The organism is Streptomyces sp. NPDC046727, from assembly GCF_040645635.1.
Lineage (GTDB): Bacteria > Actinomycetota > Actinomycetes > Streptomycetales > Streptomycetaceae > Streptomyces.
This window is the reverse complement of record NZ_JBEYYR010000013.1, coordinates 185,220-209,648: the sequence shown is the minus strand read 5'-3', so window position 1 is coordinate 209,648 and position 24,429 is coordinate 185,220. Positions and strand designations below refer to the sequence as shown.

The 24,429-nt window shown below is 66.7% G+C and carries 28 protein-coding genes and 8 pseudogenes; 16 read left to right on the top strand and 20 right to left on the bottom strand.

The genetic code is table 11. The features are described 5' to 3' along the window. Together ABZ937_RS19080 and ABZ937_RS19075 are read right to left on the bottom strand one after the other, a co-directional pair. Window positions 1-101, bottom strand: a pseudogene (locus ABZ937_RS19080) (IS5/IS1182 family transposase); the annotation flags it as partial. A 54-nt stretch (window positions 102-155) separates the two neighbouring features. Then, a protein-coding gene (locus tag ABZ937_RS19075; protein WP_361693208.1) for an IS5 family transposase occupies window positions 156-991 on the bottom strand; the annotation gives its coding sequence in 2 pieces (ribosomal slippage) (window positions 156-613 and window positions 613-991; 837 coding nt in all). Between the two features lie 199 nt (window positions 992-1,190). On the opposite strand from ABZ937_RS19075, the gene ABZ937_RS19070 reads away from it, so the two are divergent. Both ABZ937_RS19070 and ABZ937_RS19065 read left to right on the top strand, forming a co-directional pair. Further along, complete coding sequence (locus ABZ937_RS19070) at window positions 1,191-1,856, top strand: pentapeptide repeat-containing protein (RefSeq protein WP_361693206.1); 666 nt, start codon at window positions 1,191-1,193, stop codon at window positions 1,854-1,856. A 1,024-nt stretch (window positions 1,857-2,880) separates the two neighbouring features. Next, complete coding sequence (locus ABZ937_RS19065) at window positions 2,881-3,057, top strand: hypothetical protein (protein WP_361693204.1); 177 nt, start codon at window positions 2,881-2,883, stop codon at window positions 3,055-3,057. 126 nt (window positions 3,058-3,183) lie between these two features. Here the strand turns inward: ABZ937_RS19065 and ABZ937_RS19060 are convergent, their stop codons facing one another. Together ABZ937_RS19060 and ABZ937_RS19055 are read right to left on the bottom strand one after the other, a co-directional pair. Beyond that, a complete protein-coding gene (locus ABZ937_RS19060) occupies window positions 3,184-4,065 on the bottom strand; it encodes a tyrosine-type recombinase/integrase (RefSeq protein WP_361693202.1) in 882 nt (293 codons plus the stop codon). Between the two features lie 39 nt (window positions 4,066-4,104). Next, window positions 4,105-4,815, bottom strand: coding sequence for a hypothetical protein (locus tag ABZ937_RS19055; RefSeq protein ID WP_361693200.1), 711 nt, complete (start codon window positions 4,813-4,815; stop codon window positions 4,105-4,107). A 320-nt stretch (window positions 4,816-5,135) separates the two neighbouring features. On the opposite strand from ABZ937_RS19055, the gene ABZ937_RS19050 reads away from it, so the two are divergent. Further along, window positions 5,136-5,381, top strand: coding sequence for a hypothetical protein (locus ABZ937_RS19050; protein ID WP_361693198.1), 246 nt, complete (start codon window positions 5,136-5,138; stop codon window positions 5,379-5,381). Between the two features lie 334 nt (window positions 5,382-5,715). Here the strand turns inward: ABZ937_RS19050 and ABZ937_RS19045 are convergent, their stop codons facing one another. From ABZ937_RS19045 to ABZ937_RS19035, 3 genes are all read right to left on the bottom strand, one after another. Continuing rightward, window positions 5,716-5,997 carry a hypothetical protein gene (locus ABZ937_RS19045; RefSeq protein ID WP_361693196.1) on the bottom strand — a complete coding sequence of 94 codons (282 nt, stop codon included), beginning with the start codon at window positions 5,995-5,997 and terminating at the stop codon, window positions 5,716-5,718. A gap of 14 nt (window positions 5,998-6,011) precedes the next feature. Beyond that, on the bottom strand, window positions 6,012-6,449 hold the full coding sequence (locus ABZ937_RS19040) for a hypothetical protein (RefSeq protein WP_361693194.1): 438 nt from the start codon (window positions 6,447-6,449) through the stop codon (window positions 6,012-6,014). Window positions 6,450-6,684: 235 nt separating this feature from the next. Continuing rightward, complete coding sequence (locus ABZ937_RS19035) at window positions 6,685-7,239, bottom strand: DUF6434 domain-containing protein (protein ID WP_361693192.1); 555 nt, start codon at window positions 7,237-7,239, stop codon at window positions 6,685-6,687. Window positions 7,240-7,294: 55 nt separating this feature from the next. On the opposite strand from ABZ937_RS19035, the pseudogene ABZ937_RS19030 reads away from it, so the two are divergent. The 3 genes and pseudogenes from ABZ937_RS19030 to ABZ937_RS19020 all read left to right on the top strand — a co-directional run bounded on the left by ABZ937_RS19030 (window position 7,295) and on the right by ABZ937_RS19020 (window position 9,106). After that, window positions 7,295-8,062, top strand: a pseudogene (locus tag ABZ937_RS19030) (transposase). 108 nt (window positions 8,063-8,170) lie between these two features. Beyond that, window positions 8,171-8,494, top strand: coding sequence for a transposase (locus ABZ937_RS19025; protein WP_361693190.1), 324 nt, complete (start codon window positions 8,171-8,173; stop codon window positions 8,492-8,494). 72 nt (window positions 8,495-8,566) lie between these two features. Then, window positions 8,567-9,106 (top strand): GNAT family N-acetyltransferase, encoded by a 540-nt coding sequence (locus ABZ937_RS19020; RefSeq protein WP_361693188.1) that lies wholly within the window; start codon window positions 8,567-8,569, stop codon window positions 9,104-9,106. A 48-nt stretch (window positions 9,107-9,154) separates the two neighbouring features. Here ABZ937_RS19020 and ABZ937_RS19015 read toward each other — a convergent pair whose 3' ends face one another. After that, the gene (locus ABZ937_RS19015) at window positions 9,155-9,418 is read right to left on the bottom strand and encodes a hypothetical protein (protein WP_361693186.1); all 264 of its coding nucleotides are present in this window, start codon (window positions 9,416-9,418) and stop codon (window positions 9,155-9,157) included. Between ABZ937_RS19015 and ABZ937_RS19010 the strand changes: the two are divergent. Further along, a pseudogene (locus tag ABZ937_RS19010) lies at window positions 9,399-9,548 on the top strand (TetR/AcrR family transcriptional regulator); the annotation flags it as partial. The gene ABZ937_RS19015 and the pseudogene ABZ937_RS19010 sit on opposite strands and share 20 nt — an antisense overlap. Before the next feature lie 471 nt (window positions 9,549-10,019). Then, window positions 10,020-10,223: a hypothetical protein gene (locus tag ABZ937_RS19005; RefSeq protein ID WP_361693184.1), complete on the top strand. Its 204-nt coding sequence runs from the start codon at window positions 10,020-10,022 to the stop codon at window positions 10,221-10,223. Between the two features lie 316 nt (window positions 10,224-10,539). On the opposite strand, the pseudogene ABZ937_RS19000 reads toward ABZ937_RS19005, so the two are convergent. Both ABZ937_RS19000 and ABZ937_RS18995 read right to left on the bottom strand, forming a co-directional pair. Then, a pseudogene (locus ABZ937_RS19000) lies at window positions 10,540-10,908 on the bottom strand (nucleotidyltransferase family protein); the annotation flags it as partial. Between the two features lie 33 nt (window positions 10,909-10,941). Continuing rightward, on the bottom strand, window positions 10,942-11,676 hold the full coding sequence (locus ABZ937_RS18995; RefSeq protein ID WP_361693182.1) for a dienelactone hydrolase family protein: 735 nt from the start codon (window positions 11,674-11,676) through the stop codon (window positions 10,942-10,944). A 510-nt stretch (window positions 11,677-12,186) separates the two neighbouring features. Here ABZ937_RS18995 and ABZ937_RS18990 point away from each other — a divergent pair. After that, a pseudogene (locus tag ABZ937_RS18990) lies at window positions 12,187-12,851 on the top strand (nitroreductase family protein). Between the two features lie 95 nt (window positions 12,852-12,946). Then, window positions 12,947-13,504: a hypothetical protein gene (locus ABZ937_RS18985; protein ID WP_361693225.1), complete on the top strand. Its 558-nt coding sequence runs from the start codon at window positions 12,947-12,949 to the stop codon at window positions 13,502-13,504. Here ABZ937_RS18985 and ABZ937_RS18980 read toward each other — a convergent pair. The 3 genes from ABZ937_RS18980 to ABZ937_RS18970 form a co-directional block, all read right to left on the bottom strand. After that, window positions 13,396-15,045, bottom strand: a complete 1,650-nt coding sequence (locus ABZ937_RS18980; RefSeq protein WP_361693180.1) for an allantoin permease — start codon at window positions 15,043-15,045, stop codon at window positions 13,396-13,398. The two genes, ABZ937_RS18985 and ABZ937_RS18980, sit on opposite strands and share 109 nt — an antisense overlap. Before the next feature lie 146 nt (window positions 15,046-15,191). Further along, on the bottom strand, window positions 15,192-15,527 hold the full coding sequence (locus tag ABZ937_RS18975; protein WP_361693178.1) for a hypothetical protein: 336 nt from the start codon (window positions 15,525-15,527) through the stop codon (window positions 15,192-15,194). Then, window positions 15,527-15,739: a hypothetical protein gene (locus ABZ937_RS18970; protein ID WP_361693176.1), complete on the bottom strand. Its 213-nt coding sequence runs from the start codon at window positions 15,737-15,739 to the stop codon at window positions 15,527-15,529. The genes ABZ937_RS18975 and ABZ937_RS18970 overlap by 1 nt, the downstream gene beginning before the upstream one ends. A gap of 123 nt (window positions 15,740-15,862) precedes the next feature. Between ABZ937_RS18970 and ABZ937_RS18965 the strand changes: the two genes are divergently transcribed. After that, window positions 15,863-15,988: a hypothetical protein gene (locus ABZ937_RS18965; RefSeq protein ID WP_361693229.1), complete on the top strand. Its 126-nt coding sequence runs from the start codon at window positions 15,863-15,865 to the stop codon at window positions 15,986-15,988. 3 nt (window positions 15,989-15,991) lie between these two features. Beyond that, window positions 15,992-16,554: pseudogene (locus ABZ937_RS18960) on the top strand (XRE family transcriptional regulator). A 267-nt stretch (window positions 16,555-16,821) separates the two neighbouring features. Here ABZ937_RS18960 and ABZ937_RS18955 read toward each other — a convergent pair. After that, window positions 16,822-17,868 (bottom strand): LLM class flavin-dependent oxidoreductase, encoded by a 1,047-nt coding sequence (locus ABZ937_RS18955; RefSeq protein ID WP_361693174.1) that lies wholly within the window; start codon window positions 17,866-17,868, stop codon window positions 16,822-16,824. Window positions 17,869-18,113: 245 nt separating this feature from the next. On the opposite strand from ABZ937_RS18955, the pseudogene ABZ937_RS18950 reads away from it, so the two are divergent. Further along, window positions 18,114-18,811 (top strand): annotated as a pseudogene (locus ABZ937_RS18950) (transposase); the annotation flags it as partial. 9 nt (window positions 18,812-18,820) lie between these two features. Here the strand turns inward: ABZ937_RS18950 and ABZ937_RS18945 are convergent. The 3 genes and pseudogenes from ABZ937_RS18945 to ABZ937_RS18935 form a co-directional block, all read right to left on the bottom strand. After that, window positions 18,821-19,192, bottom strand: coding sequence for a hypothetical protein (locus ABZ937_RS18945; RefSeq protein WP_361693172.1), 372 nt, complete (start codon window positions 19,190-19,192; stop codon window positions 18,821-18,823). Between the two features lie 41 nt (window positions 19,193-19,233). Beyond that, window positions 19,234-19,647 (bottom strand): hypothetical protein, encoded by a 414-nt coding sequence (locus ABZ937_RS18940; RefSeq protein WP_361693170.1) that lies wholly within the window; start codon window positions 19,645-19,647, stop codon window positions 19,234-19,236. Window positions 19,648-19,851: 204 nt separating this feature from the next. Then, window positions 19,852-19,950, bottom strand: a pseudogene (locus tag ABZ937_RS18935) (IS5/IS1182 family transposase); the annotation flags it as partial. Window positions 19,951-19,975: 25 nt separating this feature from the next. Here ABZ937_RS18935 and ABZ937_RS18930 point away from each other — a divergent pair. Further along, complete coding sequence (locus tag ABZ937_RS18930; protein WP_361693168.1) at window positions 19,976-20,407, top strand: DUF5958 family protein; 432 nt, start codon at window positions 19,976-19,978, stop codon at window positions 20,405-20,407. 939 nt (window positions 20,408-21,346) lie between these two features. Here ABZ937_RS18930 and ABZ937_RS18925 read toward each other — a convergent pair. Next, entirely contained in the window at window positions 21,347-21,514 is a 168-nt protein-coding gene (locus tag ABZ937_RS18925) for a hypothetical protein (protein WP_361693166.1), read from the bottom strand. Window positions 21,515-21,615: 101 nt separating this feature from the next. Between ABZ937_RS18925 and ABZ937_RS18920 the strand changes: the two genes are divergently transcribed. After that, window positions 21,616-22,683 (top strand): hypothetical protein, encoded by a 1,068-nt coding sequence (locus ABZ937_RS18920; RefSeq protein ID WP_361693164.1) that lies wholly within the window; start codon window positions 21,616-21,618, stop codon window positions 22,681-22,683. Window positions 22,684-23,053: 370 nt separating this feature from the next. Here the strand turns inward: ABZ937_RS18920 and ABZ937_RS18915 are convergent, their stop codons facing one another. Together ABZ937_RS18915 and ABZ937_RS18910 are read right to left on the bottom strand one after the other, a co-directional pair. After that, the gene (locus tag ABZ937_RS18915) at window positions 23,054-23,473 is read right to left on the bottom strand and encodes a hypothetical protein (protein ID WP_361693162.1); all 420 of its coding nucleotides are present in this window, start codon (window positions 23,471-23,473) and stop codon (window positions 23,054-23,056) included. Window positions 23,474-23,587: 114 nt separating this feature from the next. Then, window positions 23,588-23,944: a hypothetical protein gene (locus tag ABZ937_RS18910; protein ID WP_361693160.1), complete on the bottom strand. Its 357-nt coding sequence runs from the start codon at window positions 23,942-23,944 to the stop codon at window positions 23,588-23,590. A 169-nt stretch (window positions 23,945-24,113) separates the two neighbouring features. Between ABZ937_RS18910 and ABZ937_RS18905 the strand changes: the two genes are divergently transcribed. Then, the gene (locus tag ABZ937_RS18905; protein WP_361693158.1) at window positions 24,114-24,383 is read left to right on the top strand and encodes a hypothetical protein; all 270 of its coding nucleotides are present in this window, start codon (window positions 24,114-24,116) and stop codon (window positions 24,381-24,383) included. Window positions 24,384-24,429 lie beyond the last annotated feature (46 nt).

Genomic DNA, 24,429 nt, shown 5'->3' with positions numbered 1-24,429 from the left:
CGGAAGCGCCGTTCGCGCTGCGGCAGCAGCGGCTCAAGGCGATCCCACAGCTCATCCGACACGATCCACGGCGACGTCCCCACACCGAGCCGAACGCTCAACCCCCACCCCGGACACGGCCATCAGCGCCGAACCACCTCATTGTGTTAGAGGTCCTAACAAAGGCGCTGGACGTGTCGGTGGGTGATGAGGCAGGTGGCGAGGCCGAGGAAGGCTTCGTGGATGTCGTCGCGTCGTTCCCATCGGATGCGTAGGCGGCGGAAGCCGTGCAGCCAGGCGATGGTGCGCTCGACCACCCACCGGTGAACGCCCAGACCAGAGCCGTGCGGGATGCCTCGGCGAGCGATCACAGGTTTGATGCCTTGGGCCCAGACGAGACGGCGGTACTTGTCGTGGTCGTAGCCCCGGTCGGCCAGCAGCCTGTCAGGCCGTCTCCGCGGTCGGCCGACCAGGCCGGCGACGGACGGAACTTTCGCGAGCAGAGGTATCAGCTGAGTGACGTCGTTGCGGTTTCCGCCGGTCAGCGACACCGCAAGTGGGATGCCCTGCCCGTCGACGAGGATGTGGTGCTTGCTGCCCGGACGTGCTCGGTCGACCGGGCTGGGACCGCTTTTGGGCCTCGTCGGGCAGCCCGGACGTGGCTGGAGTCGATCACCGCCCTCGACCAGTCCAACTGCTTCGCCGATCGCAGCCTCGTCAGCAGGACGGCATGGAGCCGATCCCACACTCCGGCCTCGTTCCACCATGCCAGGCGTCGCCAGCACGTCATGCCTGAGCCGAAGCCGAGCTCCTGGGGCAGGTACTCCCACTGGATCCCGGTATGCAGCACGAACAGGATCCCGCACAGAGCCTGCCGGTCAGGAACCCGAGGCCGCCCCGACACCAGCTTTGGCTCCGGGACCGGCAGCAACGGCTCGATCAACAACCACAGTTCATCCGAGACGATCCACGGCCGGGAGTTACTCTTCGTCACGAACGGACCAACGAGCATCCAAGCCGACAGTCACACCATCAACTACTTCTGTTAGGACCTCTTAGGCGCTGTTAGAGCCCGGACGTGGTCCCCATGGCCAGGAGGCGGGTGGGTAATTTGAGCGGCAATAATCACAGACCACCCGTGCGGGTGATTATTCAGCTTTCCGCAGGCTGTCGAGTGGACCCTCCTCCGGGATTCCGTGATCATGGGAAATATGACAGCAAGTCCTTGGCAGTGGGCATTGGTAATTGTGCTGATTGTCGCCGGGTTGCTTCTCGCTGGCATCGCCTGGAAAATGGCAATTGGAACACATCAGGCAGCCACCGAAAGTAGCGTTCTTGCCGGTATCGGGGGAGGGTTGATTACGGGCTTCGCTGTTAGCCTATCCGTATTCTTCCTGCAGCACTCTTTCGAGAAAACTCAGGAAGAAGCTACGTGGCGTGCCAATGTGCAATTATCTTCACGGATCTCTGGCTTCGACCCGCATCGTCATTCGATCAAGGACCTTTCTTTTGCAGGTAAGGAGTTGCTTGATGCAGACTTTAGTGGAATGGATCTGGAGGGCTATTCGTTTCGCGACGCTAAGCTGCATGGTGCAGTTTTCGATGACGCCAATCTGAGAGGAGCCAATTTTATTGGAGCTGATCTATCCGAGGCTAGCCTCAGGCGTGTGAATCTTGAGCGTGCACTGTTGCTGAGTACGCGCATGCATCTGACTGATCTAAGGGGTGCACGGTACAAGAAGACAGAGGTGAACTACCTGACCTGCTGGCCGCGTCAATTCTTCTCGACTGTAATTCGAAGCGGCGGTCTGCGCCCGATGCCGAAATGGGAGCTCGGCGGTGTCACCCATCAAGCTGCCACAGGCGTTCTCTGCTAATCGAAACGCTCGCATCCGGTCGCACAGCACCCTGGTAGTGGGGTTCACCGCACAGAAATCGGAGCTTTGCTGCCAAACGAGAGGAAGAGCCCCTCCAGGTGGTCCCGGAGGCAGAGCAGCCAGCACAGGTGCTGGGTCTGATGACTCCACTACAGGATCGGGGGCAAAAGTAGAAGGCCGTTCGCGGTGGGTCAGCTCGCAAGGCAGAGGTGCATCAGCTGGCGGCTTCGAGGAAAGGGGTGGCTGCGAAGAAGCAGCCGGGGGAGAAGACGGCGGCGAGACCGATAGCCTGGGCATGGCGACCGGCGACGGCAAAGGTACGGTGCCGGCCGCAGGCTGACCCCGCTGGATGGCGGCTCGAAGACGGAGTCACCCCTCCATGAAGCCCAGCGCTGTGTCCGGGCGGCAATGCACACATGGCGGCACCTGCTGACGCGTCACGGGGCGGCATCAACCACTTTGCTTCGCTGCCCAGCAGTGTCCGGCGTGAACCCCGTCCACGTTCCGGCGGTTCAGGCCGTACTGGACCAGCCAGTCGGGATCGAGCGGCTGGCTTTGCGCACCGCGCTACCGCTCGGCCTCGCGCCGCTCCTCCTCTGCAATCCACCGGTCGATCTGGGGCGAGGCTCGCCCGGGACTGCTGCTCCACACACGCCGCGCGAAACGCAGCCAGTCGAGTCGGGGCGCACCGTCGTTCATGGGTTCGATTCTATTGACTCGCAACGGATCAGTTCTCGCCAAGTTCATAACGGACGATGATCTTCCAGGCTGATCTGCGCAGAACGGCGCGAAGAAGCCACAGGTCAGAGCCTTATGGCGACTTTGTACAACAGGGCTGGAACGCCAACTCGCTTACTGGCGACCACATTGGGCACTTGGCCGACTTTGCAACCCTTGATCGGGTCAAGGTCCCCTCCAGCCGTTTACCGTCTACCGCAAGACGCGGAGGCCGCCCTGCCGGGGGCGGCCTCCTGAAGCGTCCCGCACCTGCCACCAGAGCAACGACGACAAGGAGGACTCCACCATGCAATCACAGAGAGGGTGCGCCGCGCGGATCGAGTGGGCCCGCCCCCGCCTGACCGACATCCTGGTGTCGGGCACTCTCTACTACCTGCTCCACCTGCAACCGCAGGTCCACGAGCTCATCGCAGCGACGGTCGGCCTCGCCGCCCTCCGCTGCTTCCAGATCCACCGTGTCTGAAACCGCGCGCTGAAGTTCAAATCGGTGTCGACTTGAAGCTGCCCGGGCCATGAACGACCGGCCCGGGCAGCCGTCAGCTGTCACCCGACATCCGCCCTGCCCCACCGACGAGCTCAAGCAGTCGGTTCATACGGTGGAGTCCAGCGGGCGAAGGTAGGGGTTCCGCGAGCAGACTTGCAGGGCCGTCGCGCGGGCCTTGTCGAAGGCCGTCATCACCGCGCCCTTGTCGAGTCCGCGGGCGTGGGCTTCCGTGGTTCCGTTGGGCCGATACTCGGTGCGGGGCTCGGCGACCGCCTTGGTGACGGAGTCGCCCTCGAACTCCCATGTCCACCGGCCGGCCAGCGGCAGCGGTTCGTACGAGGAGTTTCCGTCGGACTCGTACGCCGCCATCGCGTAGTGGACGAACTGGCGGTCCGGCACGCGCGTCCGGACGCCTCCGCCGCCGTCCCACCGCTCACGTTCCCCAGGACCGACGGCGCCATGACGTGTGACCTTGTTCTTTGGCCACCTGTCGGCGTGCATCGCGTCCATCTCCTCTGCGCGATCGTCGTTCCACTGATCGGCCACCTGCTGGGCGTGGTCCCGGTCCGCGAAAGGAAGCTCGCGGCCTCCGAGCGTGACGACGAACACGGGCTCGACGCCGAACACGGTACCTGGTTGCGCCATGTCGTTCCCGTCCCTCCACAGGTCTTGCCCCTGCCCGGTCCTTTGGTGGGGCACGGCGGGAAGCCCCTTGGTCGCGTCGGCGAGCCCAGAGTGCAGGAGGAACCCCGGCAGGGGTGCCGTCGGGTCCATGGCCCACTCGGCAGCGGCCATGACCTCGTCGTCCAGCGCGTCAAGGAGGTGGCCGTAGCGGTCCACGGTGGTGGTGATGGACTCGTGGCCCAACCGGGCCTGGATCGCGGGCAGCGGAACCTTCGCCGCGATCAGCCACGCCGCGTGAGAATGGCGGAGGTCATGGAAGCGCGGCCTCTTGATCAGGCCGAACTTCTCCGCAGTCAGCTGCATCGCCGGCACCCAACGCAGGCGGCGGAACGTTCCTGCATCTCATCGGCCACCCTCGGGGCCGGTGAAGAGCAGGTCGTCCGGCGCCTTGCCCTTGGGCCGGCGGCGGAGCATCTGGTCCAGCTGGTGAGTGATCACGATGGTGCGGCGGCTCTTCTTCGTCTTCGGAGCCCCCAGGTACGGCTTGCCGTCCTCGTCCCGCTTCCAGGCGCGCTGGATCCGGATCGCAGGGCGGCCATTCCGGCGGCGCAGGTCGCGTGGCTGAAGCGCGGTGATCTCACCCCAGCGACCGCCGGTCTCCGCGAGTTCCTTTGCATCCTCCGCCATGCACTCATGGACCCACGCCCACTCCTCGCGTTCGAGGAAGACCATCTCCTCCTCGACCTCTTCGCCGTCCAGGCGCGACAGCCGCGTGTAGCTGCACGGATTCGTCGTCCGCAGCTGAGGCTCGGCGTCAACTGCGGCCTGGAGGACCGCATGGAGCAGGCCGTGCTGGTTCGCGACCGTCTTCGGCTTGTACTTCGTGCGGGGCTTGCGGTCCTTCTCGTCGTGCGGGGCCGGCGCTCCGGCGGAGAGGTCGTTGACCCACTGCTGGATCATCTCGCGGGTGATGCCGCCCTCTCCGTCCCGAACGGAGTAGCTCTTGAACCACGGCGACATGTTCTGCTCGACCAACCGCCGGTACTTCGCCTTGGTGTCACCCTGGACACCGGTGAGCAGGTCGATCTGCTTCATGGCGTACGGCTCGAACATCTCCGACTCCCTCTTGCCTGTCCGGGATCCTCCTGCACGCCAGCGGACGACGTAGTTGGACTCCCCGTCCTTCCTTTGCTTGGTCTCGATGTACGCCAATGTCCAAGACCGTAATCGAGGACCGGTGCCCACTCCGTGCCCACCGGAACCAGCAAAAGATCCCCTCTCACCGGCGTTTCCGCAGGTCAAAGGGGGTCTGAAGAAGTGGAGCCCAGGGGAGCGTCGCGGTAACTGACCGCGCACTACGGGCCTGTTGGGCGCTGTATGCCGTCCTCACGCTCCCCGCCCAGCTGGCCGGCGAGCTTTCCGTACACCCCAACGTGTGTCATCACGCCTACCGGGTCGCTATCGGCTTCGACTTCATGGCCGTCGACGCGATCGTCGGCCGCCTCCTCCAAGAGGAATCCCTCGCCCTGGTCAAGCACATGGGGTACCACCAGCCCGGGACCAGCAGCACCGGTGGCATACCGTCAGCGCCGGAGAACGGATGCACCGATGCCGAGCGGGACGCGGTCCGCGCCTACGCCCGCCGGGAATGGAACGCCGCCCAGGAGCAGTGGTCCTGATCCCGGCCCCACTGGGTTCGAAGTGGTGTGCCAGCTCACCGAGTTGGCCCCAGAAGCGCCTGGCGGCTGGAGGCTGGCCCGCCCGTTCCTCGCTCGCAAGGGGGAGGTGGGGTTTCGGGTAGCCAGCCTCGGCGGCGCCATGTCGAGGAGTTCGTCCGCACTGCCTGGAGGGCCTCGATGAGCACGTCGGCGTGTCTGACCTGCACGTACTGCTAGGCCTGGGCGAACCGGGCCCGGTAGTCAGCGTGGAGGGCCGCACCGACGCGGTGCGGGCCGGGCTGGTGACTCGGGCGCCGGTACCGGTCTCGCACCACGGCTCTCGCGCACGCCAAACTCAGGATGTGCCGGCGACGTCGCTGGCACTGGCCGATTCGTCCTGTGCCATGCCAAGGAAGCGCCGGATCGCTTCGACCGGCATATCGAGCCCCTCGGACGCGGACTGCTCGTCGCCGAACACCTGCACAGCCTCGGTGACAGCCACAGCCAGTTCAATCTCTGCCTTGCGGACCTTGGCCTCGGCCTTGTCCACGGTGTCGACCACCGCCAACTGGCGGCGCTGCTTCTCCTGGAGCCTCTGTTTACGGGAAATGGTTCTGTCAGAATTCTGCACGGACATGACCAAGATCATAATCAGTGGGCGAGCCCGCTTCTAGTTGGCCTGACTTCCTTGCGGGTGAACACTCCACGCTCGGGCCACGACCCACCGCAGACGTCTGGTGCTGGCTCGTCCTTGGCGTCCTCAAACGCCTTGCGCAGCGCCCGGTGCACCGGCGCCGGCGCGGTCGGCTCCAGCGGCACAGGGCCGTCGGGGTTTGGTATCGAGTTCCAGTCGCCTCTCGCCGGTTCGCGTGCCGCCCGCCAGTGGAGTTCTTCGGCGAGAGCCTGCCGCTGGGTCCAGCGCACCGGCGCAAGTACGCGACAGTGCCAGCCGCTTTGGGTTGTGGCCAAAGGGCATCGCACCTCCAGCCGGAGCTGATCGAGATGGATAGTGCCGGCGAAACGGCACTCACTCACATCAATGTCGCTGAGCATCAGGTGCGCCACGTCCGCCGCAACGACAGCACGCACATCGACGCGTCATCGAGTCCGCCCTCGTCTAAGGGCTGTCCCGTAATCCCCGGCGGGCGCACGACGCCGGCTACGGCAGCCTCGCTGCGTTGTCGGAACGCCCGAATACGCCCCGTATGAGGATGCTCCTCCGCCTTGCGATGCACCGCGTCCGACGCCGCGCACTGATCCACCAGGGACTACGGGACAGCCCTCAGCACACCGCCGGGGCCCGGATCCGCTTCGGGCGCCGGGATCAGCTCCTGGGCCGCGCCCGGTGGAGCTGCCAGGCCGCCAGGGCCTCGCGCCGGGTGCCGTCCGGGTGGCGGGCGTGCCAGTCCCGCAGGAACCGGTTGAGCTCGAACTGGGCCCCGATCTCCTGCGGTCGGGCCGCCTGCGGCCGAGTGGCGTGCCAGCGGGCCACCGCCTCGGCGAGGGTGTGGCCCGCATGCCGGGCGACGTAGTCCCGCATGAAGGCGTCGAAGTGGAAGCCGGGCCCGATCTCCCGCAGGAAGTACTCGCGCAGCACCTGGCTGCACCGCTGGCCCTCCGGGATCACGGTGTCACCGTCGACGGGGGCCGTGAGCTGGCGCCCGCCGCGCCGCGCGGGACGTGCCGGCTCCGGCGCGGGGAGACCGTCGAGCGCGGCGGCGAGCCGGGCCGTCAGCGCGGGCTTGCCCCCTGCGGTGGGCAGACCCATCCTGCGGGCCAGGCCGGACAGTTCGGCCAGGGTCCAGTACCAGCGCAGGAGCTCCGCCCCGGTCAATCCGGGAGTCAGAGCGGGCCGGAATCCCTCTTCATTCGCACTCACGTTCCCATCCTAAGGCTGGTCCCGTAACTGCTGTTCACGGTGAGATGATCTTGCTGTGGCTGGTGTGATCACAGCGTCGGAGCCATCTTGGATAGCCCCTGTTCACGGGGCTGAGCCCGCGTAACTTCGGCAAGCTGGTGACAGTGTTGCGGCGGGAGGGTGCGGATGCGGTCCGCAAGGGCCGGCCGTGGAGCCTGCCGCTGGAGGACCGGGCCCTGCTGGTCGCGGCGTGCGCACGAACTTGACGATGCGGCAGCTCGCTCCGCTGTTCGGGGTCTCGAAGTCGGCCGCGGACCAGATCATCGACCACCTTGGGCCGATGCTCGCGCTCCAGCCCCGCAAGCGGTTCGCCAAAGGCACCGTGCTCATCGTGGATGGCACTCTCGTGCCCACTCGCGACCACACGGTGGCCGAGCAGTCCAAGAACTACCGGTATTCCACCGCTCACCAGGTCGTCATCGACGCGGACACCCGACTCGTCGTGATGGTCGGCCGGCCGCTGCCGGGCAACCGCCACGACTCCCATGGCTGGGAGGAGTCCGGCGCCAAGGCCGCCGTCGGCAATACGACCACGATCGCCGACGCCGGCTACCAGGGCACCGGACTGGTCATCCCGCACCGGAAGGCGAAGGGCCAGACCGAACTCCCCGACTGGAAAGAAGAGCACAACCGGTCCCACAAGCAGGTCCGGGCCCGCGTCGAGCACGTCTTCGCCCGCATGAAGACCTGGAAGATCCTCCGCGACTGCCGCCTCAAAGGCGACGGCGTCCACGACGCCATGCTCGGCATCGCCCGGATGCACAACCTCACCCTCGCCGGGTAGGAGAACGGCTCGCACCTCGGGCAACCGCAGCCGAGACCGCACGGAGATCATTTACGGGACAACCCTTAGTTGCCCCCTGCCGTGCCATCTCACGACGAACGGGGTGGCTTGCTCATCCGGGCCCGTATCCAGCTTGGCGGCCCGATCGTGCTGGTGCGGGACAACGTCCGCATCCACCTGACCGCCCCGCTGCGGGAGTTCATCGCAGCCAACGCCGACAGGCTCACTGCATTCCAGCTGCCCTCCTGCGCGCCGGATCTCAACCCGCAGGAGGGCATCTGGTCGCTGGTCAAGCGCGACATTGGCAACCTCGCCGCCGCCGACCTGGGCCAGATCACCCGGGCTGTGAAGCACCGACTCAAGCAGATCCAGTACCGCCCGGACCTGGTCGACCGCTGTCTCACCGGCACCGGCCTGATCGTGGACGGCTGACCGACATCCAGTCGCTGCACGCCACCAAAAAGCCATGGCAGGGGCCCAGCCCTCGTCGTAGGGTCAGCCGACATGGCTGGTAGCCATCACGACAAGCATATCTTTCCCGAACTCAAAACCTACGTCTCCGGATTGACGTCGTGTGTACTCACTGCTGAGCAAGCCGATGAATATTACGCGCTCATCGACCGAAATCGCGAACACCTCACCCAGCACGGCGACTACCAGGCGCTGGCCGCATCGGACTACAAGGCGGCACATGCCGAGCTGCTCAACGACCCCAGCCCGTCCCTCCGCTGCGGCGTCCTCCTTCACAGTGCCCTCATCGGCCGCGTTGACCTTGTGGCCGTCAACCCACCCAAGTACGGCTTCGGATACTGGCTCGACCACGAGGCAACGGGGCATGGGTACGCCACTGCAGCCTGCCGTGCGCTGATCGAGTACGGAGCCACTATGTTGGGCGCCACCGACGTGTTCGCGGGCGTCACCCATGGAAATGGCAAGAGTGGCGCCGTGCTGACCCGGCTCGGCTTCAAGGTCGCCGAGGTCTTCGAGACCTACACCCGATACCACCGGGCCCTCGTCGCCTCACCCTGCGCATATCCTGCATAACGGTGCGATCGGACTGAATCGGTCAGAGTCAGGCGAACGAGACCGAAATCACCCAATCAACTTCAGTGACGTCCCCATATGCCCGACGCGCTCGAAGACCAGTCCGTGGAGGTCGGCTCTGCCCTTGACGACCATGAACAGGAACTCGGCCTGGCCGGTGAAGACCACTTCGCGGAACCGGGCGTCGCCCACGACCTTCATCTGGTCGAACGCTACGTACTTCCCAAAGAGCGCCCGCAGGCGTCGTGTCCGAAGTATGTCCGGCGGAAACCGACGTGGCCTTTGAAGACCGCTGAGTCGAATGCTGGCCACGCGCCGCTTCCCGGCGCTGGCCAAGGCCGTGTACGACGTCACGGACGTGGCCACCGAGGCGTCCTTCGTGACCGGCCTGGACGGGGTCCTCGACGCCGTGGCTGTCCAACTCACCCGGCTGCCGGCGTGACGCTTTGCTCTTGCCCGAGCTTCAGCCGGGGACATTGTGCCGGTGGTCATTCTCGCACTGCGTGCCCGCGATCGAGAGGGACCACCACAGCTGCCCTTTCGCGAGTTGATCGCGAAGTGCGACGTTCTCGGCGATCAGGGCGCCGACTTCTGGGTCTGCTGCCCGGTCTGCACTACCACCTGGCAGCTCAGCCCCCGCCCCTGCCAGCGATGCGTCCTCGCCCAGCAAGTACGCGACCCACAGGATGCGACGAGTGGCCCGTCACCCACGAGATGCTCGAAGCATTACCCCGGGCAAGGAGCTGGCCCACCTGCCCAGTGTCCTGGCTGCGACTGGCGCCCGCCGACCGCCCACCCCGCGACGAACGGCTCATCGCTCTGGAGAAATGGATCACCACCACGGTCCAGGACCGCACCGATCTTGCCGAGCGCCGGATCCTGCACGGCTACGCGGTCTGGCATCACACGGTGGATGGCCGATGCCACGGTCAGCTACCGCGACGAGACCGGCCACTTCGTGCGCCGGCCAGTACAGCACCGACATGCCCGCGGCCTGACTTACGGCACCGTCCGCTGGACCGGCCGGCTCGGCACCATCGACAGCGAGAAACGCTGGGCTGACGCTCGCCGCCTCCTCAACGACGACACGCTGCCGACCCCGGACAGCGCGCGGTGACCCCTACGCACAGAAGATCCCCACCGTCAGCCAACTCACCGTCGATGACGTCTGCTTCGATGGCGACACTGTCTCCATTACGTTCGGCACGTCGCCGGTCGACCCGCCCGCGCCGTTGACCAGCCTCGTCCGCGAGCTCGTCACAACCCGCCGTGGCAAGGACAAGACCGGCACCCGGATCGCTCCACCGCACTGTTCCCTCTCGCGACCGAGCTCCCCGCCGCGATTCTCGCCCGGATGCTCGGTGTCCATATCAAGGTCGCCGTCCAATGGCAGCAGGCATCCGCGGCGGACTGGGCCGCCTACGCTGCCGACGTCAGTCGACGGACGAGGCCGACATGAAACTCGTGGAAGGCCAGTCCAGAACAGTCAGCTCGGGCCATTGCTCTCGCCACCGCGCTGCCTTGGCCTCATAGACTGCCCGTGGAGCAAGCCCCGGGTTCGGCCGAACGACCAGGTTGAACAGGTCCGACAGGCCGAGCGGCGCATACACGCGCCACTGGCCGTTCGTCTCCACTCGTACTCCGAGGCAGATGGTCGTCGCGGCGAAACCGTCGATCGCCGCCTCAGTGGAGTCATACGGCGGGCACGGGACGCCGAACCTGTCCTGATACCAAAGGTGGACTCGCGCTTCGTTGCGGATCTCCACCCCTGCGGGCAGGCCGGCGAAGACTGTGCGTCCGGACGTGTACTTCGGGCTTGTTTCCGGGCCGGAGCCTCAGCTCTTGGTCAGGGTGCGGCCGAGAAGGGACAGCAGGCGGTCCCAGTGAAGCTGCAGTGCCGTGGGGTTGAAGGCATCGGTGTCGGACATGGTGAAGCCGTGGACGGTGCCGGGGTAGATCTCGGAGGTGTAGCCGACACCCGCCGCGGCCAGGGCCTGGTTGAGGTCGCCCAGGGCCTCGGGCGTCAAGTCGCTCTCGGCGTGCCCGAAGTGGACCTCGGCGGTGAGCTTGGAGAAGCTGTCGGGACCGTCGACTCCTACCGGGCCGTGGAATGCGGCGAGGGCGGCTACCTGGCCGGGGTGGGCCGCGGCGGTGCGCGTCGCCAGGAGGCCGCCGATGCAGTAGCCGGTCACCGCGACCGGTCCGGCGCTGACCTCGGGCTGCGCGGTGAGGAACGTGAGATAGGCGTCTGCATCGCTCAGGACGCGTTCTGTGGTGTGCGCCTCGATCAAGGGCATCAACTGGGCGAAGACCGCGGGCCGGACATCCTCTCCGATGTGCTCGGGAAGCTCGATCACCGGTGCCGGGCCGTGCCGGTAGAAGAGGTTGGGCACGAGTACGTAATACCCGTGCCCGGCCAGTTCGCGAGCCATCTCCCGCAGCACGGGCCGGATCCCGAAGCCGTCCGCGTACATCAGCACCCCCGGGTGCCGCCCCCCAACGCCGGGGAAGGCAGCGAACGCGTCGGCCTGCCCGTCCGCAGTGGGAATCTGCAAAATCTTGGTGGGCATGAATTCTCCTGTCGTGGTTGATGCGTCGAGCCTGTGATCAACACGACGGAGGCGGAGCCCGCGCAGTAGCGCAAGATCCTCGATCCAACAGCGGGCCGGCAGCGGCCCGTACGGCGCTCAGAAGGGCACCGGGTCACCAATCCGTGTGTGGCGCAATGCCGTCCCGGTAGTCATGGCTCCAAACGTAGCCCACCGGATGAAGCCGATGCCAGCCCGTCAGGTCCACAGCGCTGTTCGCGAGAATGATCTCGGTCTCGGGGAGGAGTTGGACCGGAACGGCCCAGGAGCGGCGAAGGCGGTCACCGACCGGCAGGTCGAGCTATCGCTGAAGAAGAAGTCCGCGGCAGCCTTCCGGCGGGGTAGAAGACCCGCCTTCGAGCACACAACCAGCGGCTCACCAGCAAACTCGCCCGCACAGCCGTTGTCCCTCTGCCCCGCCGATGAACTCTTCCGGCGCGTACTCATGAGGGTAGAGAGATGGTTGTCGTTGAATGAGAGGACGAGAACCACGTGGATGTGTATGAAGCTGTGGACAGTCGCCGGGCCGTGCGGGCGTTCAGCGATGAGCCGGTACCCAAAGAGGTTCTCGAACGAGTGCTGACCGCTGCCACGCGGGCTCCGTCGAGTGGAAACCTCCAGCCGTGGCGTGTCTATGTCGTGGGCGGCGAGCCCTTGGCCGAGCTGAAGAAGCGTGCGACGGCCAGGGCGCTTGCGGGAGACCCGGGAGATGAGCGGGAGTATCCGATGTATCCGGCCGAGCTGCTTACGCCGTATCTGGACCGCTTTTCCGCCGCGGCCGCCCAGCGGTAGGAAGCGCTGGGAATCGAGCGCGACGACCCCGACAGGCCCATGAAGGTCGCCGCCTTGAACTCGGGGGCGTTCGGAGCGCCGGTCGTGCTGTTCTGCTACCTCGACCGGACGATGGGTCCCGGGCAGTGGGGGATGCGGGGATGTACCTGCAGACGGTCATGCTGTTGCTGAGGGCGGAAGGGGTGCACAGCTGTCCCCAGGTGATGTGGACGATGTATCGCAAGACCGTCAGCCAGATAGTCGGAGCCGATGACGGGCTCATACTGTTCTGCGGTGTCTCGGTGGGATTCGAGAAGGAAGGTGTGCCCCGGCTGCGTACCGGGCGAGCGGATGTGACGGAAACAGTGAGCTTCATCGGAGTGTGACCGTCAGGCGGTCAAGATCAGCAGGACCAGTCTATGGGCCACTTGACCCCTAACACGTGACGACGTTGGCTGCCAGGCCGTGGGGGCTGTCCCGCATGAAGCCGTATCCGGAATCAGCCGTGGTGGTGTCGGCCGCGGTGGTGCTGGTTCCGGTCAGCCAGACCGCACGATGGCCGGGGCAGGAGGACCTGATCCTGCCGACCATGGGCCGCCACAAGCGCAGCGAGACCAACACGGAGACGAAGCCGAAGACGTCTCTCGACGTCGCCATCGCCACAGCCGGCGCCATCGGCGGCATGGCCTCCGGCATCATGGTCGCTGCCACCAGCTACCCCGCCGTTGCCCTCACCGGCGGCATCCTCTCCCTCGCCCTCCTGCCCGCCATCGCCGCTACCGCCCACCGCCGACGAGTCCCGAGATCCCCATCCCGGACATCACCGTCGACGGGAGGTCGACGGCGCACCGCCGGGCGCCGTCGTCCACGTCATCGCCACCGACCCGCCGCCCCGCTCGACCTGCCCGCCTGGTGTCACATGAACAAGGTTTATGCGGTGGCGGGCAGCACGTGGTCGCCGACCCTGTCCGTGCTCAGGCACAGCGAGCAGACGACGGCGTCGTGGGTGGCGCAGGCGGTCAGGTCCGGGCGCTCGTAGGGCTGGTGGCAGACATGGCAGTCGAGGGTGAGCGCGCTCGGGTTGCCGTCGGCGTCCAGGAGGGGTTCCGCGATGCCGTCGTCGGTGCGGCGCAGGTAGTACCTGCCCTTGGTGACGATCGCCATGAGCGGCGTGAGGACGAACGCGATGACGGCCGCGGCCACGGGTGAGTACGGCTGGAGGGTGTCGCCGAGCGCGTGGAAGTACATGGCGATCGACAGACCGGAGGCGGCGACGAACGCCACGACACCGACCGGGTTGACGGCGTGGAGCATGCCGCGGCGGAACTCCGGCTGGAGCGGGGAGACCTTCAGCAGGTACTTGTTTATCCCGATGTCGGTGGCGACGGTGACGACCCAGGCGATGGCGCAGTTCGAGTAGAAACCGAGGATGCTGTTGAGGAAGCTGAACATGTCGGCTTCCATCAGGGCGAGCGCGAAGCCCAGGTTGACCAGAACGAAGACCATCCGGCCGGGGTAGTGCTTGGTGATGCGGGTGAAGGAGTTCGTCCAGGCCAGCGAGCCGGAGTACGCGTTCGTCACATTGATCTTGATCTGGCTGATGACGACCAGAGCGACGGCCAGCGGGACCACCATCCAGGACGGCATCATCGCGTCGAACGCGCCACGGAACTGCTGGATCGGCTCGGGCGCGGCCTCCGGGCCGACCTTGGCCAGGATGTAGACGGCCAGGAAGACGCCGATGGCCTGCTTGAGCGCGCCGAGGACGACCCATCCGGGCCCGGCCATCACCACCGCGGTCCACCAGGTGCGCTTGTTCGCCTCGGTCTTGGGCGGCATGAAGCGCAGGTAGTCGATCTGCTCGCCGATCTGCGCGATGAGGGAGAGGCAGACGCCCGCACCAAGGAGCACGGAGGCGGTGTTGACGCCGCCTTCGCCTTCGGTGCCGGCGTAGGCGAGGAAGCGGTCGACCGTGCCAGGGTCGGTGGCGACGAGGTAGACGAGCGGGCCGACCATCAGCAGCAGCCAGATGGGCGTGGTCCACACCTGGAGCTTGCTGAGTGCCTTCATGCCGTAGATCACCAACGGGATGACCATCAGCGTGGACACCAGGTACCCCAGCCAGAGCGGCAGCCCTAGGCCGAGCTTCAGGCCCTGGGCCATGATCGAGCCTTCGAGGGCGAAGAAGATGAAGGTGAAGCTGGCGAAGATGACGCTGGTCAGCACCGAGCCGTAGTAGCCGAACCCGGCGCCGCGGGTTATCAGGTCGAGGTCGATGTTGTATCGGGCGCCGTAGTAGGCGAGCGGGAAGCCGGTGATGAAGATGACGACCGCGGCGACGGCGATGGCCACGAGCGCGTTGCCGGTGCCGTGGGCCAGGCCGATGCCGGCGCCGATGGAGAAGTCGGCCATGTAGGCGATACCGCCGAGGGCCGTGGTGGCCACGACCATCGGGGTCCAGCGGCGGTAACTGCGGGGCGCGAAACGGAGTGTGTAGTCCTCCAGCGTCTCCTTGACCGCCTGATCGGCGGCGGTGCTCATCGTGTCTGTCGGCGTCAGTCGTGACCCGGTAGTGCTCATGTCGCGCCTTCCGGTGGGTCTGGGTGCGGGTGCAGTCATGGGCTGCAGAGCCCCGCTTGGCGTCATCGGCAGGACGGGAGAGTCGACGGGCGTCAGGAGTTGTTCCTACGGCCGTGTATACGACTCTGATCCCACGGCCGGTCACGCTAGGAAGCGGTTATTACCGCTGATTCCCATTGACGTGAACGCGCTGTTTCCGCAGGCCCGGTCTCTCCGTCGTGGGCGTCCCCGGTGACCGATTTCGGCAGTCGGGCGGCCGGTCCGGTGCCGTGGTCGGCCGGGCGGACGGCGAGTTCGTCGATCTTGCGGGCGGCGTACAGCCCTTGCTCGGTGCGCTGGGGGCCCAGGCCCGCTGCGGCCTGCGGGTAGCAGCGATCGGTGCGGAACGGTGCCAGTGTTGTCCAGGCGGTGGGGAATCCGATGACGTCCGCTCCGCTGAAGGCCAGCGCCGGGGTGAAGCCGGTATGCCCGACGTTGTCCACTAGCCGACCGCGGAACTGATCGTCTGCTCCTCGTCTTCGTTGCAGGGCGGAGCGCAGAAGGCTTCGACGTAGACGGAGTGCAGGGCGTTGAACTTCAGGGGCTTCGATGGGTCGATCGCCGGCTTCGACAGGGCATCGTGCTCGGCGGCATCTGGCGGGCCGGGAAGAAGCCGGTGCACCTGGTACCCCTGGGACTCCTGGTTCTGCCTCATGAAGGCGTACGCGGACTGGATCGGCTCTCACCGGTGGCTCGGGCTCGGCGGCAGCCACCGCGTCCTGGGCGTCTGTCAGGAGCTCGGAACGTCCTGATCACAACGTCGAAGGGCCGGGGCAGCATGTACGAGGGCACTCAGAGCGTCCTGTGGGGCGAGGAGGTCCGCGACCGGTTCAACGCCCCGCAGCTCAGCCTCGCCCGGTACACCAAGGACGGCACCGTCACCGAGAACGGAGATGAGGAGTAGGCGATGAGCCTGTGCGGGGACGGCCTGGACGCCGCGGTGCAGAAGGCGTCCACCCGCCCGGCGCCCAAGGGCGCGGGCGCGCGGATGCGGTACCTGGTCCAGCAGCTCAAGGGCACCAAGGCGGTCGCCCAGATGCTGCGGGTCTCTCCGCGCACCGTCGAACGGTACGTGAAAGACCAGATCAAGAAGCCCCCCCGCAACTCGCCGCGCGCCTGGAGCGCGAGGTGAAGCAGTGGTGGCTGCCGCAGGTGCCGTGTGCCAAGGCGCAGAAGCAGGCAGCGACCACCGGCGGCATCGTCATCGACACCCAGGCCCGGATCGGCTGCGCCGCGCCGATCGGCTTTCCTGACGAGGACCGCCTCCGTCACCTCACGGTGGCGCTCCCGCCTTGCTACGCCGCCCGCCTCTTCGAGGCCCAGGAGCAGGCAGGGCGCCACCGAGCAGCATCTTCGGGAGATCGCTGCAAAGGGCTCAGGGAGGTGTACTTCCACAACAGCGGCCGCCGCGCCGGCCGGCTGGAGGAGGTCCGCTTCACGGGCATCGAGCACCTGGAGTTCGATCTGTAGCAGCCGCGACCCGAAGAACCTGCGAGCCCGGACTGTGACTGAGTGTGCCAATTGGCGGATGAGCGTTGCAGTTGGCGAGCTGAGCGCTTGAACTGACGGCCCGGCGTGGATCTGAATCGGGGATGGCCGCGCTTCGTCGCCCTGCACAGCAACCCGCCGCTGTTTCCGCCGACGCTCGCGCCGCTGCACCGGCCGCTGGGCATCGTCCCTGCCGATCGAGAAGGGTGGGGGGTGGTGCGGGGCCGCGATGACCGTGGCTGTGCAGCATCAGGGGAGGAGCCGCGCCAGCTCGGCCATTTCCGCCTCAGGGTCCGTCACGGGCTGGATCACGAGCTCGTTGACCCCTGACTTCTCCAGCGCGTTGATCTGCTGTCTGATCTCGTCCCTGGTACCGATCAGACCGAACCTGTCCATCAGCGATGGCACGACGAGATCGCGGTCTTCGGTGGACAGGCGGCCGAGATAATTGTGGTAGAGCGTGTGGTGGCGGTTGGGGTCGGTGGCCGTGGTATCGCGTAGGTGGAGCAGGCGGTCGACGGCCGCGGACTCCTCCTGAGGCAGGGCCGCGCGGAAGGCCGGGTTCTCCACGGCGAGGATCAGCGCGCTCACCGCGATGTGCCCCATTGCGTCCTTGACGGCGTCGCCGTACCGGTCCTCGCCGTCGGCAAGAACGTACAGGGAGGAGATGAGGTAGGAATGGGCCTTCTCGCTGTTGCCCGCGGCCTGTGCCGCTGCCCGGCGGGCCTGGCCGAGCGCGGACCAGGCCTCGGGGGCATGCAGCGCGAAGGAGATCATTCCTGTACCTAGGCGGCCGGCGATGGCGGCAACTTTCGGGCCGAATGCAGCCACGACGAACTCCACCGGGTCCTCGGTGTTGACGTAGCCGCCGACGTGCAGGAAGCGCACCCTGCTGGTCCGGGTTCCCTCGCGGTAGTCCGTCTCGCAGCCTGCGGTGAGATCCTGTAGGGCGGCCGTGAACGACTCCAGCTCCACCGTCTTCGTAGGCCGCATGCCCAGCGTGCGGCGTGCGGTGTTGCCGGTGCCGACCCCGCAGATGATGCGGCCGGGAGCGAGGGCGTTGAGACTGCTGAGCGCCGCCGCCGTGGCGGGCGCTGAGCGCAGCGCCGGTGAGGTGACCCCGATACCGAGTCTGATCCGGCTGGTGGACTTGGCGCAGAGCGCGAGGCTGACGAACGGATCACCATGGACCATCGGCGTGTCGTATACCCAGAAACTACTGAAGCCGAGTTCCTCCGCACGGGCGGCCAGGTGCTCCAGACCCGGGCGTGCAGTCATGACGATGCCGATCCGCATGCTGATCCCTCTCGCCGTCGGGTTCTATGGCTGAACGACTCACGTTTACGGTCTTCCTCGGCGGTGGCTGTGATCGTGCCCCGTTGAGCGGTGGCTACACGCCGGCCCTGGCCCATCGGTCCGCCAGTTCAAGCGCTCAGCTCCGCCAACTGCAACGCTCATCCGGCAACTCAAACGCTTCTTACCGTGTTGGCGGGTTGATCCCGGTCCTTCGTAGGATCGGCAGACCAGGGGCCTGGGTAGGTATGGCTGAAAGCGCTCATGCCCTGGTCACGGTGATCGACTCGGACAGCAGCAGGCTGCTGTCCCGACGAGTCCTCAATGACGAGTCCGAGCTGCTCGGATTGATAGGGACGGACGTCCTCGCGCTGGCCGAGGACTGCCCGGTGACCTGGGCGATCGACCTGAACGCCGGCGGCACCGCGCTTCCGATCGCCTTGCTCTCCAACCACGGTCAGCGACTGCTCTACCGTGACGGAAAGGCAGATGCGAAGGATGCCGACGTCATCGCCGACCAGGCACGGATGCGCCGAGACCTGCACCCCCTGCAGGAATGGGACGAGACCGCAGTAGAACTCAAGATCCTTGCCGCCCGCCGCTACGACCTCGCCGCGCACCGCACTCGCGCCACCAATCGATGACGCGCCGAGCTACCGGAGTACTTCCCTGCTCTGGAACGGGCCTCACACTTCCGTTTCTGGGGAAACTGTTGCCGCGTTCATGGTGATCGTCCTGGCCAGGTCCGTGCTGGCCCTGGACGACGAACTGCCGACATCGATGCTCAGATCGCGCCCGATTCCGCGAGCATCGCGACGTGGAGGTGATCCTGAGTATGCCCGGCATGGGCCCAGCACGCGGTGCGGAGTTCGTTGTCTGCACCGGCGGGAACATCGGCACCTTCGGCAGCGCCGGCCGTCTCGCCGGAGTTGCTGGTCTTGCGCCATGACGCGCCTCAGCTCTGGAAGAGAGGAGCGTAGGGCTCTACTTCCGGCGTGAAGACAGGGACAAAGTCCTTTCCGATACCGAGCGCGACTTCCCGGAGGCGGGCCAAGACTTGCCCTTCGGTAGGAAGGGTAAGTCCAAGGGCTGCGGCGGCATGGTCTCGCTGGGTGAAGAGGTCTGGGATGTCCTCCAAGTACTCGGCCGCGAGCTCGCCGCTTTCCTCCTTGGTGAACGCTTGGCATTCGCGCCACCATGGGGCCACCAGCAGGAGCTGAAGTAGTTCGGGCAGGCCGATCGCGATCAGTGCCGCACGGCCTTCGGAGTCTGCAAACAAAACGGGACGATCCTCGCCGCCCTCGCCGCAGAAGACGAAAGTGCCCAAGCAGGTTGGGGAATCAGTCACACGAACTGTGACTGAGCGCTTCAGGTGGCGGATGAGTGCCTGAGTTGGCGGGTTGATTTGCCGGAGGCGAGCCACCGCCAGCGTCGGCGCTCCGTGACGAGGGTGATGACGGCCGTCATGGTCACGATGCCCGCCGCCCACGCAGGCCAGGCCATCCACGAGGAAGCCACGGCTGCGGCGAGCTGGAGAAGTACCAGGAGGATCGTGACCCAGCCCGGTACTGCGATGATCACGTGCGCCTTGTCACCCGGGGTGGAGAAACACGTGGGAAGGCCGATCAGGAGCACCACCGACAGGGCGGCAAGCAGCCACGAGTGGCTGGCCAGCGCCCAGGGTGTCGCCACCCAGGCGACGAGTTCCATCGCGAAGCGCATCACGGACGCGGCGCGGTCGTCGGGTCGTGCCAAAATCGTTTCCCCTGCAGCTTCGGTCACCTGCGGACGATCTCACGGCTCGCGCCCAACGGCCAAGAACCGGGACGCCGTTGTCCGCCCCACAGGCTTCCTCGCGCGTCCGTGCAGCCGGGGACGGGCAGGCCACCACGCATTCCGGTTGGCGCAGACTCGCCAACTGAAACGCACAGTTACAAGAGCGTTGTCGTAGTCGACGGAGAGGCTATCTGTCACTGTGCTCTTTCACTCGGCCGGCGCCCGTGCCGTGGACAGGGCTCGGTTGACGGTTTGTTGGGTCGGTGTGAGGTCACGGCCCGGCGGGCGCCTGAGGGATGTCGTCACCCAGAGGCTGGCTTGGAATCATCGATAGATGACCGAGACGAAACATGGGGACGACCGTGGCTTCCGGGGCGAGACCGAGCGGATCGTCAACGAGATCGCTCAAGAACTCCGCACGCTGGACGACGGGACAACCTGGTTCTCCGGCCTCTGCCTGACGCGCCGACAGGAGGTGCTGCAAGAGGTCGCCGGCTACGCGATGCAGGCGCACATCACGTCCGCGGACGGCCATGCAGGGGTGGCCCGCTCCGGGGTAAAGCGCACGGCGAACCCCTTTGTGATGATCTGCATGGACCCACCCCGCTACGGGTTCGCGGGCCTCCCCGCCGACGAGCACGTCAAGGCGTTCCGTGTCCTCGTCTCTGTGTTCGCCGTCGCCGACACCCGCCGTAGGACAACGGAGTGCAAGAACACCTGTGGACACGCATGGCACAACCTGCCCCGGACACCCCGGGAACCGTAAAAGTAGTCGCTCGCAGCCTTGTCGCGGCGGCGGGCGAGCAGGAGCCCCTGTTGTAGTACTGCGACAGGGCGCCCGGCCAGGCTCGGGCACCGCGGACCTCGGTGCCCGGCAGCACACCCGCCCACCGGCCGTACAACGTGATCCAGGAGATCCGCACCACTCTCGTGACCGGACAGGGGGAGCCAGCCAGGGAGGACGGACCCGGTGTTGGCACGACAGGCGCAGGACGGTCAGCGGCGTGGTCCTGCTGTTGGCGGTGCGGCGGGCGTAGTCGGTGAGGCCCGGTAGTCCGGGCCGGGTCTCGGCGATCCGGGCGGTCAGGGCCCGCGTGACCGGCGTCTTTGCGGACCTGGAAAGAGGCATACGACGCCCTCAAGGATCCGGAGGATCTCGATCACGACCTTTAGCGGGATTCCAGCGGAGATGTGCGCAACCGGCGTGCGTGCGGCCTGGCCGCATCCCGGGCGCCCGTCATCGGCGCTCATGCGGGCACCACGGACCGCTCCAGCCAGCCCTCCTCGCTGAAGCCCGCCGGCTCCCACGCCCCCTCCGGTACCAGTGCCAACCGAGTCCGCATCTCCAGTTCCTGCAGCGTGTGTAATGGTGGAGCCGCGTATTGGAACTCTCTGAATGCCTCCCGCCCTCGGGGCTCCGCGTGGGTCCCCAGTGTGCTGCCCACCTGTATCAAGTCAGGTCGGGGCGGGCAGATCGCCGATCGCCCGGGGGGCCGGGGTCCGGCCGTCGGTCAGGAGCGCGGCTCGCATCGCCAGGGCCTTGGCCAGGCTCCGTGACTTCGCTCGGCCGCCCCGCGACCGCGGTGACCACGGCCCGGATCCTCTCGGCGCCGAGTTCCTTCTCGACATCAGTGACGAGGTCAGTGATCAGGCCGATCGGGTCCGCGACGGCGCGATCCAGCTGGTCAGCCGTGGTCAAGACCGATCAACTCCTCGGAATCCAAGCACGCTTTGGACGCAATCCGCCGAGCCCCTCCGACTCGGGCGCCGAGCCGCCAGCGGCTGCCTTCTTCGGCTTCTTCACGGCCCCGGCCGCCGCGATGGGCTCGATGAGGTCGTCCATGGTGCAGTCGAGGATGTCGAGCAGGGCCATGAGGATTTTCAGGTGCCAACTGCACTTCGACAGGACAGTTGAGCGCTGACGCCGGCTGAGGCGGCCGGGGACTGTCGGTGGCTGGTGGCAGGATCGCCGGTATGAGGTTTGTTCGTACCACTCCGCCGCGGCCGGTCGACGTCGCTGCGGTTTTTCCTGAGTTGGCTCCGTTGGCGCGGGCGGCGATTCGACTGCATCCGCGTGCCGGGTCGCCTTCGGTGTTCGAGAGTTCAGTGGGGGGTCCGTTGCTGTGGCCCGCTGATGAGCCGTGGCCCCACTGCGACGGCTCGCACCCCGGCAGCGGCATGTCCAGGTCACCTGCAGAAATAAGGCTGGAGCGGCGCAGACGGGCCCGACTGCACAGTGATCCGCACGGCCCTCAGTACACACCCGAGGAGGAGGCGATCAAGGAGCGGAACGACGCGGTGTTCATGGAACGTCTCGACGCCGGCCCCCCGTGGCCCTCGGAGAGCCCGGTTCCCATGCTGCCCGTGACCCAGCTGTATCTGCGAGACATACCCCTGTTGCGGCCGCCCGGCCAGGCCGATCTGCTCCAAGTTCTCTGGTGCCCCTACGACCACGAACCGGATTACAAGCCGTCGACCGCGCTGTTCTGGCGATCCGCCGCCGCGGTCGTCGACGTTCTCGCCACACCGCCGGAACCGTATGAGGCGGACTACGACGGCTATGTGCCGGAGCCGTGCCTGCTCGCGCCGGAGCAGATCACCGAGTACCCCAACAGTCTTGATCTGAGCGCGGAGGTGCGGCAGCTGCTGGGGGACTGGAGCAGATGGCAGGCAGCTGGCGGCGGCGTGGACAGCTCGTACGCGGACTATCCGGCGGAGTTCTATGACTGTGAGCTGGCTGACGCTCCCGGCTGGAAGGTCGGCGGCTGGCCCCCGTGGGGCCGCACCGACCCGTATCGCCGATTTTGCTCTGTCTGCGACGCTCAGATGGTTCCGCTGCTGACCATCGCCTCCTTCGAGTGGGACGGTGGTACGCGCGGCTGGGCGCCGTACGAGGACCAAGCCGCCGCGTTTGCCGACAGTCATGTCGCCGGCCAAAATCCCGCGCAGCCGACCGCGGTCGAAGTCGGCAGCGCCGACAATCTGCAGCTCTATGTCTGCCCGGCGTCTCCGGAGCATCCACACACCGACCTGATCCAATGAGCTGTCGCTGAGTCCTCTTTCGCGAGGCCGCACACACCGCAACAGTTCTGGGCGGGATTCGGGTTCGGCCGGCCGCGCGGCTGTCGGGGACTACGCGCCCAGGTCCCCCGGCGCCCGGGCAGGGCGCCGGGGGATGACGTCCAGGCAGCTGGCGGGAGCAGGCGGCCGGGATGAAGCACCAGGTCCAGCCAGCCATCATGGCGGCTGGGGCCGACCGTCGCCGTCCTGTACGCGGTACCGACCGTACCGGCCTTCCGGCCACCGCCGAGCAGGCATCCCCAGGCGACGAGCGCCATCGGTCCTCCCCGCCCGACCTCGCGGACACCGGCTCCGGGCGGCCGGCCTCGCCGGGCCGGAGCGCGATCGTCGATCAGACGGTGACGGTCAGTACCGAGGAGCCGGTGAGTTGGTGGGTGGCGCTCTCGGCGTAGATCTTGACGTACATGGGAGCGGTGTTGGGTGCTTTCTTGAAGGAGAACGAGTTGCCCAGGATGATCTGGGAGGAGATGAAGCAGGGTTCCTGGGGTGTCGGCCCGCAGGACCCCGGGCGGTAGTTGCGGGTGATGGTGTCCGTCGGATCCTTCGGGTCCCAGGTGACCGTCACGGTCTGGCTCGCGGCGTCGTAGGTGTAGGCGAGTCCCGTCGGCGCGGGGGCCGCCGTGGTCTGCGTCTGGACGGCGGCCGTAGACAGCTGCGGCTGAGCCATTGCGGGCGTCGCCAGCGCGCCCAGCGTCAGAGCCACCCCCACGCTCGCCGCACCGATGCGGATCGTTCGGACTGCGGAACCCATATGCCCTCCCCGTTGGTGTGACGTCGACCGATTGCGCACTGGTCGATCATCGGATCTCCAAGATCGAACTGATGTTAGGCATTGGCACGTGACGTGGAGGAGTCCGGTGGGTGATCAAGCCCTGAACATCGCCTCCGGTGCAGTGGCGGCATAGGTCACAGGTGCTCGATCGAGGTAGCGGGTCCACCATGTCGCGCAGCTCGGGTGTGAGCCGTTGCCGGCGAAGCAGAAATCTTCGTCGGCCTGGGTGGTGGGGACGTCGTCATAACGGACGTCGGCGACGCGTTCCACGTGGTGGGGGCCAGGAGCGAGGGCAGTCCTCTGTCCACGGGCCAGAACAGGTCTGCTGATCACATGACTGATGACGACGTGCAGCTTGCGGCCCGGGTCCGCGCCCAGAGCATGGACGGCTTCGCCCGCGCAGAGCGTGCCCTGTTCACCAGGCCCGCGACGAAATCCGTGCGAACCCACATGAATTTCCTCGCACGCGAGAGAAGGGCTCCACCAAGACGCTGGTGGAGCGCCTGCGCGTCTCCCGCTGGACGGTGGAGCGCAGCCCGCCCCGGTTCGCGGCCGCCGAGCCCATCGCGGCCGCGAGCCACGACTGGGCCGCCGCTCTCAGGGCGGAAGAGGTGACCGTGTGGATCGTCTGGCCAGGAGCGATTCGCCGGAATTGAGGGTGGCCGCGATGCTGACGTGGGTGATTCAGCGGCGGGTCGTGCTGGCGGAGCGGGTCGAGCGGCTGCGCAAGGAACTCGCGGAGGCGGAAGCCGCGGTGGCCCGCCTGGCGGCGGCCGCTGCAGCGGGCCGTTGCCCGGCGCGAGGCACACCAGCGCCACGGTCGGCGGCCGCGTACGTCGGAGAGGTGCTGAAGCGGATCGCCGCCGAGGTGGCGCCGCATCTCACTTGAAACGCGCTGCTCACGTGTGTTCTGCCTCACTATCGAGGCCGCTGGG